This is a genomic window from Luteimonas sp. RC10 (assembly GCF_014192745.1).
Taxonomy (GTDB): Bacteria; Pseudomonadota; Gammaproteobacteria; order Xanthomonadales; family Xanthomonadaceae; genus Luteimonas.
On sequence record NZ_JACHYJ010000002.1, the window covers coordinates 331,798 to 348,224 of the forward strand.

12 protein-coding genes are annotated in these 16,427 nt (G+C 70.2%); all 12 read right to left on the reverse strand.

What is annotated here, in order from left to right; genetic code table 11:
- Positions 1 to 2: 2 nt before the first annotated feature.
- The gene (locus FHW73_RS05290; RefSeq protein WP_183425978.1) at positions 3 to 704 is read right to left on the reverse strand and encodes an EAL domain-containing protein; all 702 of its coding nucleotides are present in this window, start codon (positions 702 to 704) and stop codon (positions 3 to 5) included.
- Between the two features lie 397 nt (positions 705 to 1,101).
- Positions 1,102 to 3,252 carry a prolyl oligopeptidase family serine peptidase gene (locus FHW73_RS05295; protein WP_183425671.1) on the reverse strand — a complete coding sequence of 717 codons (2,151 nt, stop codon included), beginning with the start codon at positions 3,250 to 3,252 and terminating at the stop codon, positions 1,102 to 1,104.
- Positions 3,253 to 3,306: 54 nt separating this feature from the next.
- The gene (locus FHW73_RS05300) at positions 3,307 to 5,424 is read right to left on the reverse strand and encodes a TonB-dependent receptor (protein WP_183425672.1); all 2,118 of its coding nucleotides are present in this window, start codon (positions 5,422 to 5,424) and stop codon (positions 3,307 to 3,309) included.
- A gap of 124 nt (positions 5,425 to 5,548) precedes the next feature.
- On the reverse strand, positions 5,549 to 7,810 hold the full coding sequence (locus tag FHW73_RS05305; protein WP_183425673.1) for a TonB-dependent receptor: 2,262 nt from the start codon (positions 7,808 to 7,810) through the stop codon (positions 5,549 to 5,551).
- A 133-nt stretch (positions 7,811 to 7,943) separates the two neighbouring features.
- On the reverse strand, positions 7,944 to 9,098 hold the full coding sequence (locus FHW73_RS05310) for a FecR domain-containing protein (RefSeq protein WP_183425674.1): 1,155 nt from the start codon (positions 9,096 to 9,098) through the stop codon (positions 7,944 to 7,946).
- Positions 9,091 to 9,693, reverse strand: coding sequence for an RNA polymerase sigma factor (locus FHW73_RS05315; RefSeq protein ID WP_183425675.1), 603 nt, complete (start codon positions 9,691 to 9,693; stop codon positions 9,091 to 9,093). Before FHW73_RS05315 ends, FHW73_RS05310 begins: the two co-directional genes overlap by 8 nt.
- Positions 9,694 to 9,897: 204 nt before the next feature.
- A complete protein-coding gene (locus FHW73_RS05320; protein WP_183425676.1) occupies positions 9,898 to 10,953 on the reverse strand; it encodes a DUF2931 family protein in 1,056 nt (351 codons plus the stop codon).
- Positions 10,954 to 11,135: 182 nt separating this feature from the next.
- Positions 11,136 to 12,428, reverse strand: coding sequence for an adenylosuccinate synthase (locus FHW73_RS05325; protein WP_183425677.1), 1,293 nt, complete (start codon positions 12,426 to 12,428; stop codon positions 11,136 to 11,138).
- 239 nt (positions 12,429 to 12,667) lie between these two features.
- Positions 12,668 to 12,859 (reverse strand): DUF2065 family protein, encoded by a 192-nt coding sequence (locus FHW73_RS05330; protein ID WP_183425678.1) that lies wholly within the window; start codon positions 12,857 to 12,859, stop codon positions 12,668 to 12,670.
- An 8-nt stretch (positions 12,860 to 12,867) separates the two neighbouring features.
- Positions 12,868 to 13,731, reverse strand: a complete 864-nt coding sequence (hflC, locus tag FHW73_RS05335) for a protease modulator HflC (protein WP_183425679.1) — start codon at positions 13,729 to 13,731, stop codon at positions 12,868 to 12,870.
- Positions 13,728 to 14,888: an FtsH protease activity modulator HflK gene (hflK, locus tag FHW73_RS05340; RefSeq protein WP_183425680.1), complete on the reverse strand. Its 1,161-nt coding sequence runs from the start codon at positions 14,886 to 14,888 to the stop codon at positions 13,728 to 13,730. Before hflK ends, hflC begins: the two co-directional genes overlap by 4 nt.
- A 196-nt stretch (positions 14,889 to 15,084) precedes the next feature.
- Positions 15,085 to 16,407 carry a ribosome rescue GTPase HflX gene (hflX, locus tag FHW73_RS05345; RefSeq protein ID WP_183425681.1) on the reverse strand — a complete coding sequence of 441 codons (1,323 nt, stop codon included), beginning with the start codon at positions 16,405 to 16,407 and terminating at the stop codon, positions 15,085 to 15,087.
- Positions 16,408 to 16,427 lie beyond the last annotated feature (20 nt).

The window sequence follows — 16,427 nt, forward strand, 5'->3', positions numbered from 1 at the left end:
CCTCAGGCCTCGAGATGGGCCCAGAGGGCATCCGGCACCGGCACCAGCGCCTCCAGCGCCGGCTTGCCGAACAGATAGCCCTGGAACAACGGCACGCCCAAGGCCCGCAGTGTGCGGTACTCGGCGTCGCGCTCGACGCCTTCGGCGAGCACAGTGCACCCCAGCGATTGCGCAATCTGCACCACGCCGCCGATGATCGCGGCGCGGTTAGGGTCGGCATCGACGTTGCGTACCAGGGCCATGTCGAGCTTGAGCAGGTCGGGCTGGAAATCCGCCAACAAGCCCAGGCCGGCATAGCCAGCGCCGAAATCGTCGATCGCGGTCAAAAAGCCGCGGCTGTGATAGTCGCGGAAGATCCGGGTCAGGTGGCCATGGTCGCGCACCTGTTCCGATTCCGCGGTCTCGAAGATCAGCTTGTCGGTGGGGAAGCCGAAGGTCTGCGCGGCGGCGAGCGTCAGGCGGATGCAGGTCGCCGGCTCGTAGACCGCATTGGGAAAGAAGTTGATCGACAGGCGCTCGCGCAGGCCCAGCCGCGCGGCGGTCTCGATGGCCTTGACCCGGCAGGTCTGGTCGAAGCGGTAGAGCTGTTCGGGGCGCACCTGCGCGATCACGGCCGCCGCACCGCCGCCGTCCATCGACCGCACCAGCGCCTCGTAGCCGAAGATCGAGCGGTCGCGCGCGTCCACGATCGGCTGGAAGGCCATGCGGACATCGAAGCCGAGCGGATCGTCGGCGCCGCAGCCGCGGCAGGGATTGGGATGGCGCGCATCGCCGAACACGGTCTGCAGGTACACGGGCGCTCCCTCGAGCCGTCGGTCTTGCGGTGGGTCGCGGGCGCGATCGTGCACCCGAGCCCCGCCATGCTACGCGATGCGCGCAGCGCGATCGCGCCGTCTCCATGCGTGACTAAAGCGCTCCCACTTACACGAGTCGGGGTCACATCAGCGACCGAAGCGCCGGACGTGCCCCGTCGCCCTCCCCCGCTTGCGGGGGAGGGTTGGGTGGGGGCAACGCGCTGGCGGGTCCGCAGACCGGCGCCCTCGCCTGCGCCATATGCAAAAAAACCACGCCAGGCGACACCTGGCGTGGTCGTGTGCGCCGTCAGCGTGTGGCGTTCGCCGCCGGCAGCAAGGCGTCGATCAGGAAGGTCATGCGCAGGGCCATCAGGTCCGGGTTGCGGAACGCATCGCTGACGCCGTGACCGCCCTCCTCGTCCTCGAGGAAGTACACCGGCGCGCCCACGTCATAGAGCCGCGCCGCCAGCTTGCGGGCATGGCCCGGCCCGACGCGGTTGTCCTCGGTCGAGATCGTCACCAGGAACGGCGGATAGCGCACCCCGTCGCGCACGTTCTGCATCGGCGAGTACGCCAGCATCGCGGCCGCCTCGTCGGGCTTGTCGGGATCGCCGTACTCGTTGATCCAGGCCGCGCCCATGCCCATGTGCCGCATCCGGATCAGGTCGGTCAACGGCACGTCGCTGACCACCGCGCCGAACAGGTCGGGGCGCTGGGTGCCCAGCGTCGCCGACAGCAGGCCGCCATTGGACATGCCGAACACGCCGATCTTCGCCGGGACCGTGTAGCCGCTCGACACCAGTTGCTCGGCGACGGCGATGAAGTCGTCGTAGGAGCGCTGACGCTGGGTGCGGATCGCCGCCTGGTGCCAGGCTTCGCCGCGTTCGCCGCCGCCGCGTACCGCCGGAATCGCCAGCGAGCCGCCGCGGTCGAGCCACAGCTTGAAGGCCGGGCCGCCGACCGTGTGGTCGAAGTAGCCGGGACGGTAGGAAATGCCGAACGCGCCGTAGCCGGTCATGAACAACGGCTGCGGACCCGGCGCCAGTGTCTTGGGTCGCAGCAGCCAGTAGTCGACCGTGGTGCCGTCGCGCGAGGTCGCGGTGCGGATCTCAGTGATGTAGCCGGCGCCGTCGAACAGGCTGCGGTCCTCGGCCAACAGGCGCAGCGGTTGTCCGGGCCGGTACAGCGACTGCCGGCGCGGTGCGACGAAACCTTCGCGGGTCACGATCAGATCGTCGGCCGAACTGCCACCGCCCCGCACCGACAGTGTATCGCCGGGACCGCCGGCGATCGCCTCGTCGACGCGCCAGCCTGACTCGCCTGGCGTCGCCAGCAACACGCGCGGCACCAGCAGCCGGTTGACCACGAAAGCCAGCTTGCCCTGTGCGCTGGCGATGTCGCTGCGGCCGCCCAGGTAATCGCCGTCGGCCGGCGTATAGATGCGGGTGACACGCGCACCGCTCGTGGCCGGGTCGCTGTTCCAGGCCAGCAGCGTCTCGGCGGGATACGCGGTGCCCTCGACCGCGGCATCGACGCCGAGCTGGACCACCACCTGTCCGCCGACCAGCGCCTGCACGGCCATCGGCTTGAGCGTGCGCGGCAGCGGCGCCTGCTCGACGGCGCCGTCCTGGTCGACGCCGAAGACCTCGAACGTGGAGTAGTCGATCGCGCGCACGATCACGCCGCGGCGCTGCGCGCCCTCGCCGACCGCGAACAGCTGCACGATCGCGTCGGTCGGTTGCGCGGCATAGACCTCGCGCGCACGTGCCAGCGGCTCACCGCGCTGCCACAGGCGCACCGACGCCGGCCAGCCGGCCATCGTTTTCGGCGCGCCATCGGCGGTGTGTTCGACGAGCACCTGGTCGGGGCCCATCCATTCGGCGAAGGCGCGGGCCTTCGGCGTGCGGAAGCCATCGTCGACGAAGCGCGCGGCGTCCAGGTCGAATTCGCGGATCTCGACCTCGTCCCCGCCCGCCGGCGACAGCCGCAGCAGGCAGCGCGCAAACGCTGGTGCCAGGCAGGCGCTGGACAGGTCATAGGCCTGCAGCTCGAACGGCGTGCCTTCGGCCTGCCGCAGTTGCCCGACGTCGAGCACGGTGCGCCACGGACCGGGCATGCCGTCGGCGTCGCGCTGGGCCAGTTGCAGCAGGCCGTAGGGATGCGCGGCATCGCGGAAGAAGCGCAGCGCACGCGGCCCCATCAAGGTGATGTCGGGCTCGGCGGCGCCGGTGGCGAGCGCGCCGGCCAGTTCGGCCTTGACCTGGGCATAGGCGGGCATTGCGCGGATCGCGGCTTCGGAGGCCGCGGTCTTGCCCCGCGCCCAGTCCAGCGCGCGGGCATCGTGCGGCGGTTCCAGCCATTGCGGATCGGCGGTTTGTGCCATCGCCGGGGCGACGGCCGCGAGCGCCGAGAGCGCCAGCACCCGGGCACCGGGGTGAATCCGTTGCGAGAAAGGCATGAGGTCGGTCCTGTCAAAAGATCGGCGCCCGTTGCGGGCGCCGGTCGGGGCGGGTCAGAAGCTGTAGCGCACCAGCACGCCGAAGGTCCGCGGCCGCAGGCGGTTGGCCACGCCCAGGGTTGTGCGGGCATTGAGCGCGCCGTCCTCGTCGGTGAGGTTCTCGCCGTAGAGGAAGGCCGACCAGCCGGCATCGGCTTCGACACCGATGCGCGCATCGAGCATCGTGATCGCATCGCCCGGCGAGCCCGCGGTCAACGCGGTCTCGCGCGCCGAGTCATAGACCAGGCCCGAGCGCACCACGCCACGCAGGTCACTGCGGAGGTCCCAACTGTAGGCGGCCGAGGCCGACAGGCTGTTGCGCGGCACGTTGTAGACATCGGTGCCCTTGTTGAGCGGCGTGCCGGGCACATCGGCGACGTAGGTGGCGTCGATGATTGCGCCGCCGAACTGCAGCATCAGCGAGGCGGTCGGGGTATAGACCAGGTTGAACTCGACGCCCTTGTTCTCGGTGCCCTTGGAGTTGGTCAGGCCGTTGATGGTCGAGGTGATCGGCACGCGCACCGCCACGTCCTTCCAGTCGCTGTAGAACAGCGCGCCTTCGACCAGCAGGCTGCCGTCGAGGAACAGCGACTTGGCGCCGAGCTCGTAGGTGGTGATCGAGTCGGGATCGATGGTCGACGGCAGCACGATGCCGTTCTGCTCGGCCAGCAGGATCGACGAGATCGGCTGCAGCTGACCGGAGCGGAAGCCGCGCGCCGCACTCGCGTACAGCGTGGTGTCGCGCGCAGGCTTGAACGACAGCGACACGCGCGGGTTCCAGCTGTCGAACGTCGCGTTGAGCGTCGAGGTGCGGGTGGTCGAGACCGAGATCGCATCGACGTCGTCGCTGAAGTAGCGCAGGCCGCCGGTCAGCGCCCAGCGCGGATCGGGCAGCTTCACCGTGACCTCGCCGAAGACCGCATAGGCATCGTTGGTCTGGCTGGACTGGCTCGGCGGCGCGCCGCCAACCTGCGAGGCGTCGTTGCGCTCGGCTTCGCGCAGGTAGTAGCCCACGGTCCAGTCGACCTGGCGGTCGCCGGTGGACGACCAGCGCAGTTCCTGGGTGCGCACCTGCAGGTTGATGTTGCTGACGTAGGTCGTGGTCGGATTGAGCATGCCGTCGTTGGCATAGTCGAGCTCGGCGTCGGCGAACGAATAGAACAGCTCCGAGCCGCCGAAGTCGTAGGTGCTGACGAAACTGGCGGTGTGCCACTCGTCGTTGTTGCTGTAGAACGAGTTGGTCGTCAGGTCGTCGAGCGCGCCATTGCCGCCGCCCGGGGCCTTGGACTCGTACTTCCAGTACGCCAGGTCCATGGTCCACTGCTCGACCGGCGCAAAGCGCACCTTCACGCGCCCGGTCTTGACCCGCTGCTCGTTGATGTCCTGGTCGCCGGTGACGTTGTCGTCGGTCCAGCCCGAGAGCTTTTCATCGGTCACCGCCACGCGCGCGGCCAGGCGGTCGTCGATCAGCGGAATGTTCACCACGCCCTTGCCGCCCCAGCCGTTGCTGCCGCCCTTGGTCGTCGACGCGGAGCCCTCGAACGCGCCGCCGAAGGTGTTGAAATCAGGCTTGCGGGTGAGGATGCGCACGGTGCCGCCCATCGAGCCTTCGCCGAACAGCGTGCCCTGCGGCCCCTTGAGGATCTCGACGCGGTCGATGTCCCAGGAGCGCGCTTCGGGATACCACGGCACGCTGACGCCGGTGAACGGGATCTCGTCGAGGTAGTAGCCGTTGTCGTTGCCGCCCAACGAGCTGGACACGCCGCGGATCTGCACCTGGGTGAAGCCACCGCCGTTGTCGACCGAGGCGGCACCGGGCGTCATCGTGATGATCTCCGAGACATTGTTGATGCCGAAGGCGTCGATCTGCTCGCCGGTGATGGCCGACATCGCGATCGGCACGTCGATCTGGCGCTCGCTGCGCTTGCGCGCGGTCACAGTCACGCTGCCCAGTTCCTTGACCGCGTCGTTGTGCGACGCGGCCGGGGCGGTGTCGGCGACCTGGGCGTCGGTGGCGAGGGCGTCGTCGGCCTGCGCATTGGCGGCAAACAGCAGCGCCGTGGCAATGCCCACGCACAGCACCTGGCGGACGGGGACGGATGGACGATGCGAAGCGCGGGCGGTACGGGTCACGGCTCTCTCCTGGCGATCGGTGGGGCGCGATGTGCGCGTCGAAGACCAGGCGTCGTGCATGGCCTTCCAAAAGCCGTGACGAGCGAATGAAGGAAAAGTGAAACGCGCCTGTCATGCGCGCAGGTCAGTAGCGCGTCTCGAACTCCACGCCCACCGTCAGCGGCCGCAGACGCGTCGCCATGCCGCGGACGTTGCGGGCATCGTCCGCGCCCGATTCGTTGGTCAGGTTGTCGCCGTACAGGGCCAGACTCCAGCCGGCGTCCGATTCCAGCCCCACGCGCGCGCCCGCCCACAGAATCGCATCGCCCGGCGAGCCTTGGGTCAGCGAGACCTGGCGTGCGCTGTGATAGCGCAGCCCGGCGCGGGTGACGAGTTGCAGACCGTCGCGCACGGCATGGCGATGCTCGGCCGAGGCCCCGGCGGTCAGCCGCGGAATGTTGTAGACCGGGGTGCCCGGCGAGATGGTCGTGCCCTCGACGCGCGCGACATAGGCAGCATCGATCCACGCCGCTTCGAACTCGAAACGGGTGTCGGTGCGCGACTGCACGGTGAGCCCGAGTTCGGCGCCGCGGATCCGCGCGCCCTCCGAATTGACCAGGCCGTTGAACACGTCGGTCACGGGCACGCGGACGGGCACGTCGCGCCAGCGGCTGTCGAAGACCGCGGTCTCGAGCAGCACCCGCCGATCGTGCAGCAGCAGCTTCGCGCCGACTTCGCTGGTCAGGATGCGGTCGGCATCGATCCTGGCGGGTAGTGCGATACCGGCCGCCTGCGCCAGCAGCACCGAGGTCACCGGCTGCAACTGGCCCGAGCGGAAGCCCTTGGCGAGGCTCGCGTAGACAGTCGCATCTGGATCCGGCTTCCACGACACGCCCAGACGCGGATTCCAGCTGTGGAAGGTCTCGTCGAGCCCGGTCTGGGCATCGGTGGTCAACGACGTGCCGCGCACGCGATCCTCGAAGTAGCGCAGCCCCAGATTGACGCTCCACTCGGGAATGGGCAATTGCAACGTCGCATCGCCGAAGTACGCCGCACCCTCGTTGGTCTGCCGGGCGCGGCTGGGCGCGACGGCCCCGATCGCCGCGACATCGGCGCGCGCCGCGTGCCGCCGGTAGGCGCCGAGCGTCCATGACAGCGCACCGCGTCCGCGCGAGCTCCAGCGCAGCTCGTCGGTCCGCAGCGCGATGTCGATCGCGCTGGCGTAGGCGATACCCGGCAGGATCTCGCCGGCCTGCTGCTGCTCGAGGTCGGCCTGCGCATGCGTGTAGACCAGGGTCGAGGCATCGGCCTCATAGGTGCTGACCAGGTTGGACGTGGTCCAACGCGCATCGCGACTGTAGAAGTACGAGGTCTGCATCGCGTCATCGGCGGCGTAGCCGCCGCCCGGGGCATCCGAATCGAACGTCCAGTGCGCAACGTCGAGCCGCCAGCGGTCGGTGGGCAGTGCGGACAGGCGCAAGCGGCCGGTGCGCACGTGCTGGCTGTTGATGTCGTGTCGGCCGTCGCGGTTGTCGTCGACCCAGCCGGGCAGCGATTCGTCGGTGGCCACCGCACGCAACGCCAGGCGCTCGGCCACCAGCGGCAGGTTGGCCATCAGCTTGGCGCTGCGGCCGTTGCCGCCGTCGCGCACCGTCGACAGGCCGGCGGTGGCGCGCAGCGCGACGCGGTCGAAGGCCGGTGCGTTGGTCAGGATGCGGACGGTGCCGCCCATCGAGCCTTCGCCAAACAGCGTGCCCTGCGGGCCACGCAGCACCTCGACGCGGTCCAGATCGAACGCACGCGCATCCGGGTGCCAGGGCACGGTGACGCCGGTGAACGGAATCTCGTCGAGGTAGTAGCCGTTGTCGTTGCCCCCCAGGGAACTCGACACCCCTCGAATCTGCACCTGGGTGAAACCGCCGCCGACATCGACCGTCGATGCGCCGGGCACCGAATCGATCGCGTGGGCGGCATTCATCACGCCAGCGGCCTCGAGCTGCGCGCCACGCAGCGCGGTCACCGCCAGCGGCACGTCCAGGCTGCGCTCGGTCCGACGCCGGGCGGTCACCTGCACCTTGCCCATGTCGACCGGTGTGCGGCTCTGCGCCGGGGCCGGCTGACCCGGCGTCGCGCTCGCGCGCGGTGGCGCCGCGGTCGCCGGGGCGATGGCGACGACGCCGTCCTCGCTGACCCGGAAGTCGAAACCGCTGCCGGCGAGCAAGCGCCGCAGTGCATCGCGATCGTCCATCGCGCCGTGCACCCGGGGCGTCCTGGGGGCGGCACGCAGATCGCCGATCGCCACGAACTGCCGGCCCGACTGCTCGGAGAACTGGATCAACGCATCCTCGAGCGCCTGCGGCGGCAGGTCGAAGACGGTCCGCGCGGCCGGCGGTTCGACGGCGCGCACCGGGCCGGACCACAACGAGACCGCCGCCAACGCCGACAGCAGCCATCGCGCGCCCGCCCCCGACCGCAGAGCGCGGGGAACGCAGGATGCCGCCCGGCGACGGTGTGCGCTCAAGCTCTCAAGCATCTCCCGGTCATTGCAGCCCCCGCGCGGTCAGCGCATCCGCGCCGCTTTGATCGGACGCGCGCGGGGCGGGTCCCGAGCGGGTCAGCACGATCCGCTCGCCATCACGTACGACCCGCAGCGACAGCGCGCGGGCGACGCTGTCGAGCCAGGCATCCAGGTCATTGGTCTGCCAGCGCCCGGTCACCTGCATCCGCGCCATGGCCTCGTCCTGCAGGACGATCGGGCGCGAGGAATAACGGTTGAGATCGGCGACCACGTTGCGCAGCGACTCGCGCCGATAGGTCACGTTGCCGTCGAGCCAGGACAGGGTCGATGCGGGCTCGTGCGCCACCGGCGCCAGCAGCGGCCCGTTCTCGACCAGGGTCGTGCTCTGGTTCGCCGCCAGTTGCACCACCTGGTGGGCCGCGCCGCCGTCGACCCGCAGGTCGGTCACCTGCACGCGGCCCTCGGTGACCGACACGCGCTCGCCCTCGGCCCGACGCGCGACCACGAAACGCGTGCCCAGCGCCTGGGCCATCGCGCCACCGGCGCGGACCTCGAACGGCCGCGCCGGATCCTTGGCGACCGAAAAATAGGCCTGCCCACGGACCAGTTCCACCTGCCGCCGCTGGCTGCTGTACTGCACGACAATCTCGCTACCGGCGTCGAGATCGATGCGAGAGCCGTCGGCGAGCGTCGTCTGTCGCGGTGTGCCGACCGCGGCGACGAGGTGCATTTCGGACCCGGCCTGTGGCGCATCGGCACGCCACAGGCCCACGGTCACGGCGACCGCGGCGACGCTGGCGGCCAGCGCCGCCCACGCCCCGGCACGGCGACCGCGATGGCCCGCGCGCGCCGTGCGCACCGACGACCGTGGCCGGAACGTGGCCTCGGTGACCGCCGGGGTGATCGCGGCGCGCGCCGCGTCATCGCCCGCAACCGGGGCGACGCGGGGCGCCTGCGCCTCGCGCGCGGCCTGGACGCGGTCGGGGTCGACATCCGCGGCGGCCTCCCAGAGCAGATCGATATCGGCGAAGGCCTGCGCATGCAGCGGCGAGGCCTCCATCCAGGCATTCCAGGCATCGACGTCGGCGTCGCTCAGGTCGTGCTCGCCCAGCCGGATGAGCCAGGTCGCGGCCTCTTCGAGCGCCTGGGCGCGGCGTGCGGCGGTGGCGTCATGCATGGTCGTCGCCCTCCGCATCGTCCCTGAGTTCATCGAAGCGCAGCTGGCACAGCGCCAGCGCGCGCGCGACATGGATCCGCACCATCCGGTCGGTCAGGTTCAGACGCTCTCCCGCTTCCTTGAAACTGCATTGCTCCATCCGCACCAGGCGGAAGGCCTCGGCGCACTTCTCCGGCAGCTCGGCGAGCACGGCCGGCAGCCGCTCCACCACCCGCCGGGCACGCGCAGAGCGTTCGGGATCGGTGCCCGGGTCGGGCCACAGCTCCAGCCCGTCCGGCTCGGGGAGTTCGGTGTAGGCGCGTCGCCGCAGCAGGTCGGTGGCCAGGTTCTGCGCGATCTTGAACAGCAGCGCGCGCTGGAAACTGACCACCTGCGCATTGCCCAGATGCAGCAGCCGGGCGTAGGCCTCCTGCGCGACCTCGCGCGCGTCCTCGTAGGACCCCAGCCGGTGCTGCAGCGAGCGGACCAGGGTCGTGTTGAGGTTGCGCACGAGTTCGGCCGCATCGAGCGTGCCGGGTGCAGGCCGGCCCGCCGGCGACGCAGCAGGCGCGTCGGGCTCGGGCAAGCGGTCGATCGGGTGACGGACGGACTCCATGGATGCCTGGACGAACCAGCCCTGCAAAAGTGAAATGCGTGGCCTGCATCCGGCAAACCGATGAACCCTCGCCCGCATCATGGCAAGCCGCGAGGCTGTGGACAATCGGCGCGCGCAGCGGTGGGCAGCGGGCCGTCGCCGGCGGTCCATCGCGCCTGTGGCGGCCGGGCCCTCGCCGGCCGCGACGCCCCAGCGGCCAGCCGCTCAGGGCTTGAACGTGAACCCGCTGCGCGCCGAATCCAGGTGCAGCGTCGGCACGGCGACATCGCCCAACCTGACCTCCAGGCCGCCGTGGCCGTCATCGACGAAACGCAGTGCATGGGCATCGGGTTGGGCGGCGAACAGCCGGTTCAACACCGCCCAGTCGAACCGCGCCGCCGTCTCCAGCGTCGTGCCGCGGGGCGAGCGCCAATACAGGGTCATCTCCCTGGGCACGGCCCGCGACTGGGCGATCCCCTGCCCCACCCAGGGACGCAGCATGATCTCGCGCTCGCCGTTGAAGTACTCGGTGATCACCTGGTAGAGCTCGGCATCGGGGCTGGGCGGCTCGAACACCGGGGCCCAGTCGTAGCGTTGCTGGTAGTCCAGCCACGGTTGCGCCGAGGCGCTGGGCATCCTCTGTGCCCGCATCTGCGCTCGGGTCACCGAGATGGTCGAAAACAGCGCGTCCGCGTAGCGCGCATCGTCCTCGACCGGCTCGGCCCGGAACGTGCCGACCTGGACCTGCTGGGCGCCGTAGCGCACCCAGACCGCGACCAGGCCCTCGGGCGCAAAACCGAACACCAGCCCGCGCATCGGGTAGTAGCTCATGCCGAAGCGATTGAACTGCCGCGCGTAGTCCGGCACCTGGCGCACGTCGATATAGGGCTGGAGCGGCTGATCGCTGGAATCGGACTCGCTGTTGGGATAGGCCCGGTAGGCCAGGGTTTCCATCAGCGCGCGCGGGAAGGTCGCATCCAGGCGGTAGAAGGTGTCGTCGTAGCGGGCGTAGTAGACGATCTGCGCGCCCACCGGAATGCCGCGATCCTCGCCGGCGCCCTTTCCCGACTGGCCCCAGGTGCCGGAACTGCTGCCGTAGGGCAGTGCGACCTGGCGGCCATCGAGCAGTCCGACATGGCCTTCGACCGGCGTGACCAGGTAGGGATTGTCGGGATGCGACAGGTCGATGCCGAACGACGGCAGCGGCGGGTCTTTCGCGTCGGCCTGGCAGCCTGCGCACAGGGTGGCAACGATGGCGAGGGCGGCGGGGAACAGGCGCATGGCGATCTCGGCAGCAGACGATGGCCGCCGGAACCGGCGGGCCTGCCGCATCGTTGCCTCGGGCGTCGCTGCGCGCAAGCCCGTCGCGGACCGGGCGCCTGCCCGCCAGGCGACTGCACGCTGCGCCCGGATACGACACGGCCCGGACATGCCGGGCCGTGTCGGTCATGCCGCGTCCGCGATCAGGCGAACGGGTCCTGCAGCACCATCGTGTGCGCCCGGTCGGGACCGGTGCTGACGATGCTGATCGGGCAGCCGGCCAGCTCCTCGAGCGCGCGCAGATAGGCGCGGGCGGCGGGCGGCAGGTCGTCCCACTCGGTGATGCCGTGGGTGGTCTCTTCCCAGCCCGGGAACTCGAGATACACCGGCGTGCACTCATCCCAGCCGGCAGCGTCGAGCGGGGCGTACTCGGTGCGCTTGCCGCGGTACTCGTAGGCGATGCAAACCTTGAGCTTCTCCATGCCGTCGAGCACGTCGAGCTTGGTGATGCACAGCCCGGAGATGCCGTTGATGGCGACCGCACGCTTGAGCGCGACGATGTCCATCCAGCCGCAGCGGCGCGGGCGGCCGGTCGAGGCGCCGTATTCCTGACCGCGGTCGCGGATGCCCTGCCCGATCTCGTCGTCGAGCTCGGTCGGGAACGGGCCGCCGCCCACGCGCGTGGCATAGGCCTTGGCGATGCCCAGCACGTAGTCGATCGCGTCCGCGCCCACACCGGTGCCGGCCAGCGCGCCGCCGACGGTGGTGTTGGAGCTGGTGACGTAGGGATAGGTGCCGTGGTCGATGTCGAGCAGCGCGCCCTGCGCGCCCTCGAACAGCACCTTGCTGCCCTGCTTGCGCAGGTCGTGCAGGATGCCGGCGACGTCGGACTTCATCGGCTCGACGTATTCGCCGAAGGCCAGCGCTTCGTCGTAGGTCTTCTGGAAATCCACCGCGTCCACGCCCAGGTACTGGGTCAGCACGAAGTTGTGATAGTCGAGCGCGGTGCGCAGCTGGTCCTCGAGCTGCTTGGGATAGTGCAGATCGGCAACACGGATGCCGCGGCGCGCGACCTTGTCCTCGTACGCCGGGCCGATGCCGCGGCCGGTGGTGCCGATGGCCTTGCCGCCGGCGGCCTTCTCGCGGGCCTGATCCAGCGCGATGTGGTAGGGCATGATCAGCGGCGTGGCCGGGCTGATCTTCAGCCGCGAGCGCACCTCGATGCCGGCCGCCTCGAGCTCGCCGATCTCCTTGATCAACGCCGCGGGGCTGAGCACCACGCCGTTGCCGATCAGGCACAGCGCATCGTCGCGCAGGATGCCCGAGGGAATGAGGTGAAGGACGGTCTTCTTGCCGCCGATGACCAGCGTATGGCCGGCGTTGTGGCCGCCCTGGAAGCGCACCACGGCGCCGATGTCCTGCGTGAGCAGGTCGACGATCTTGCCCTTGCCTTCGTCGCCCCACTGAGCGCCGAGCACCACGACTGACTGACCCATCTTGATGACTCCTGTTGCATGCGGCCATCGGGGCCGCTGGGTGGGTCCGCACCTGGACCGACGCGCCGCTGCGGACCGCGCCATCGGGGCGCCGTCCACCGCGCCGGACCCGGACACGGAAAAAGCCGGCAACCGCGCCCTTGCGAGGGCCGCCTGCCGGCTTTTGTGCATTCTCCGGGTTTTCGTCGCGCGGGGCCACCCCGGGTGCGGCCAGGGGTTCATCCCTGGCGCACAGGCGCTCAGCCTGCGCCGCGCACCAGCACCAGGGCGGTCACGCCCAGCAGCAGGATCACCCCGCCCACGCGCCGCAGCGCGCCCGACGACATCGCCAGCATCTGGGCTGCGGTGCGCTTCCACAGGCCCGGGGCGACGAAGAGGATCAGGCCCTCGATCACCGCCACCAGGCACAGCGCTGCCCACAACTGCGCCATCGACGTGCTCAGCGGTCGCTGCGCAGGTACTGCAGGAACGGGTCGTTGCGCTCGAGCACGATCACGCTGTCGCCCTTCTCGAACGCCTTGCGGTACGACTCCAGGCTGCGCTGGAAGGCGTAGAAGCCCGGATCGCGGCTGGCGGCCTCGCCGTAGATGCGGGTCGCCTCGGCATCGCCCTCGCCTCGCAGCTTCTGCGCATCGCGCTCGGCTTCGGCCAGCAGCACCGTCTGCTCGCGATCGGCCTGACCGCGGATCGCACGCGCCTGCTCCTCGCCCTCGGCGCGCAGCCGGGTGGCGACTTCGCGGCGTTCGGCGCGCATGCGGTCGTAGACCTGCACGATGACCTGGCTGTCGGTGGGCAGGTCGATCTGCTTGAGGCGGATGTCGACGATCTGCATGCCCAGCGACTTGGCAGCCTCGTTGATGCCCGGCAACTGGCGGTCGACGAACTGCGCCCGGTTGCCCGAGACCAGCTCGGTCAGCGTGTTGGCGTTGATCTCGTTGCGCAGCGAGTTCTTGATGATCGGCTCCAGGCGCAGGCTGGCATCGTCCTCGCGGCCCTGGGTGGCGCGATAGAACGCGGCAGCGTCGCTGATGGTGACGATCGCGACGAAGTCCACGCTCACGTCCTTGCGCTCGGAGGTCAGCGAGCGCTCGGGCGAGAACGCGCTGGCGTTGAAGCGGCGGTCGAAGATCCGCGCCGACTCGATCAGCGGGAGCTTGAAGTGCAGGCCCGGTCCGATATCGGTGCGGGCCACGCGGCCGAGGTTGAGCACCAGGGCGACCTGGCCTTCGCGGACCACGAACACCGAGCCCATCAGGCCCAGCAGCACGATGATCAGCAGCGGAATGACGAAATTCAGTCTCATCGGGAGCCTCCATCACGCGGCGGGCGCGGCAGCTGCGAGGACCGCGCGGGCGCCGGGGCGGCCTCACGGGTGGCCTCGACGGTCGGCGACAGCACCTCGGGCGGAACCAGCGACGGCGCCGGCTGGGACGAGCCGCCACCGCCGGCCATCGGCACGTAGATCAGCTGGCGGCCGTCACCGCCGACCACGGTGCGGTTCTTGGCGAGTACCTGCTGCACGGTGTCGAGCCACAGGCGCTTGCGGGTCACCTCGGGCACCTTGGCGTACTCCTCGACCAGCAGCGAGAAGCGGGTCGCGTCACCGGTGGCGCGGGCGATCTCGGCGGTCTTGTAGCCCTCGGCCTGGGCGCGGATACGCGCGGCCTCACCGCGTGCCTCGGGCACGATCTTGGCGGCGTAGGCGCCGGCTTCCTTGACCAGCTGCTCGTTCATCTGCTGGGCGCTGTTGACCTCGTCGAAGGCCGGCTTGACCTCTTCGGGCGGACGCGCGTCCTGCAGGTTGAGCTCGGTGACCGCCAGGCCCGTCTGATAGCTGTTGAGCGAGGCCTGCAGCGATTCCTGCGCCGCGGTCGACAACGGACCACGGGCATTGAGCGCGGCGTCGAGGTTGGCACGGCCGATCTGTTCGCGCACCGCGCTGACCGCGGTCTGCTCGAGCATCTCGCGCGCGTTGCGGGTGCCGTAGAGGTACTTGATCGGATCGCCGACCCGGTACTGCACGTTGAACGACACCACGACGATGTTCTCGTCGCGGGTCAGCACCGGCACGGTGTTGCTGTAGGACTGCACCGTGGTCGCATCGACCTTGGTCACGCGCTCGATCGGCCAGGGCAGCTTGAAGTTCGGACCCGGGCCCATGACACGCGCGGCCTGGCCGAAACGCAGCACCACGCCGCGCTGCTGTTCGCCGACCAGCACGAAGCAGTTGAGCAACACGATGACCACCAGCGCCACGGCGACCCAGCGCAGCGGGTTGCCGCCACCGCCTCCGCCGAACAGGCCGCGTAGCTGGTCGATCAGGCCGTCGAACGCACCGCCACCGCGACCACGGCGGCCGCCGTTGCGGCGCGGCGGCCAGGGATTGCGGTCGCCGCCGCCGGATCCGCGACGGTCCGGTGACTCGTTGTCCTTGTTCTTGCCGGGAATGTTCCAGGCCATGCCTGCTCCAGTTTCGGGCGCGCAGCCTGCGTCGGCGACGGCGCGGGGATTGCATAGTCTAACCGGCTCCCGGGCTGCGGACGCCACGGCGCCAGCAGGAAACACGGTCGTCGATGTCGGAAAAACGCGGGGAAGATCAGGGAAAGAGCGTGATGGATGCGCCTGCGCGGGGCACACCCACGACCTGCGCCCCAGATCAGATGGTGTCGGGATCGTCGGCAGGCAAGAGCGCGCGCAACGGGGCGCCCTCGGGCTGCGCGGCCAGGCGCGCAGCATCGGCATGCGCCAGATCGACCTGCAGCCGCCAACCACCGGCCTCCTCGGCCGCTTCCTCGCGCACTGCCTCGAGCGCGTGCAGGCGCGCGCGCAAGCGGCCGGCCTCGGGCGGCAACGCCACGCGACCGACGATGCGGCGCATGCCCAAGCGGCGCGCCAGTGCCTGCGACAGCAGGTCCAGGCCGAGTCCGTCGCGTGCGGAGATCCACACCGCCTCGCGCACGGCATCGTCGGCGAGCGCCGCCGGGTCCATGTCGTAGCGCGGTGTGGCGCCGTCGATGCGGTCGATCTTGTTGAACACCAGCAACTGCGGCAGCTCACCGGCACCGATCTCGCCGAGCACCGCGTCGACCTGGGCGATGCGCGCGTTGCGCAGCGGATCGGCGGCATCGATGACGTGCAGCAGCAGGTCGGCCTCGCGCGCCTCGCTCAGCGTGGAGCGGAATGCGGCGACGAGTTCGTGCGGCAGGTCGCGGACGAAGCCGACGGTGTCGGCGAGCACGATCGCCCCGCCCGACAGGTCGACCCGGCGCACGGTCGGATCCAGGGTCGCGAACAACTGGTCGGCCGCGTAGGCATCCGCGCCGCTGAGCGTGTTGAACAGCGTCGACTTGCCGGCGTTGGTGTAGCCGACCAGCGCGACGCGCGGCAGTTCGCTGCGCACGCGCGCGCGGCGCATCTGGGTGCGCTGCACCTCGACCTTGCCCAGCCTGGCCTGCAACTGCTCGACCCGCTTCTGCAGCAGGCGGCGGTCGGTCTCGAGCTGGGTCTCGCCGGGGCCGCGCAGGCCGATCGAACCACCGCGCTGGCGCTCCAGGTGGGTCCAGCCGCGCACCAGGCGCGTGGCCATGTGGCGCAGCTGGGCCAGTTCGACCTGCAGCTTGCCTTCGTGGCTGCGCGCGCGCTGGGCGAAGATGTCGAGGATCAGTCCGGTGCGGTCGACCACGCGCCGCTCGAGCGCACGCTCGAGGTTGCGCTCCTGGCCGGGCGAGAGCCGGTGGTTGACCAGGATCAGGTCGGCGCCGCTGGCCTCGGCGGCAGCCTTGACCTCTTCCAGCTTGCCGCTGCCGATCAGCGTGGCCGCATTGGGGCGGTCGATGCGCGCGGCGATCACCATGGCGACATGGGCACCGGCCGAGCGCGCGAGCTCGGAGAATTCCTCGAGCACGCCTTCGTCGGCCGGGCCGTGTGCGTGGGGCTGGATCAGCAGCGCGTTTTCACCCTTTCGGGAGCGTTCGAACAAGCGGGGTCAGACCTCTGGGT

Excerpts from the sequence above, each read along its gene's own strand:
- FHW73_RS05290 (WP_183425978.1), bottom strand. The coding sequence starts at position 704 with ATGGCCTTCCAGCCGATCGTGGACGCGCGCGACCGCTCGATCTTCGGC.
- FHW73_RS05295 (WP_183425671.1), bottom strand. The coding sequence starts at position 3,252 with ATGCCTTTCTCGCAACGGATTCACCCCGGTGCCCGGGTGCTGGCGCTC.
- FHW73_RS05310 (WP_183425674.1), bottom strand. The coding sequence starts at position 9,098 with ATGCATGACGCCACCGCCGCACGCCGCGCCCAGGCGCTCGAAGAGGCC.
- FHW73_RS05315 (WP_183425675.1), bottom strand. The coding sequence starts at position 9,693 with ATGGAGTCCGTCCGTCACCCGATCGACCGCTTGCCCGAGCCCGACGCG.
- FHW73_RS05320 (WP_183425676.1), bottom strand. The coding sequence starts at position 10,953 with ATGCGCCTGTTCCCCGCCGCCCTCGCCATCGTTGCCACCCTGTGCGCA.
- FHW73_RS05325 (WP_183425677.1), bottom strand. The coding sequence starts at position 12,428 with ATGGGTCAGTCAGTCGTGGTGCTCGGCGCTCAGTGGGGCGACGAAGGC.
- FHW73_RS05330 (WP_183425678.1), bottom strand. The coding sequence starts at position 12,859 with ATGGCGCAGTTGTGGGCAGCGCTGTGCCTGGTGGCGGTGATCGAGGGC.
- hflC (WP_183425679.1), bottom strand. The coding sequence starts at position 13,731 with ATGAGACTGAATTTCGTCATTCCGCTGCTGATCATCGTGCTGCTGGGC.
- hflK (WP_183425680.1), bottom strand. The coding sequence starts at position 14,888 with ATGGCCTGGAACATTCCCGGCAAGAACAAGGACAACGAGTCACCGGAC.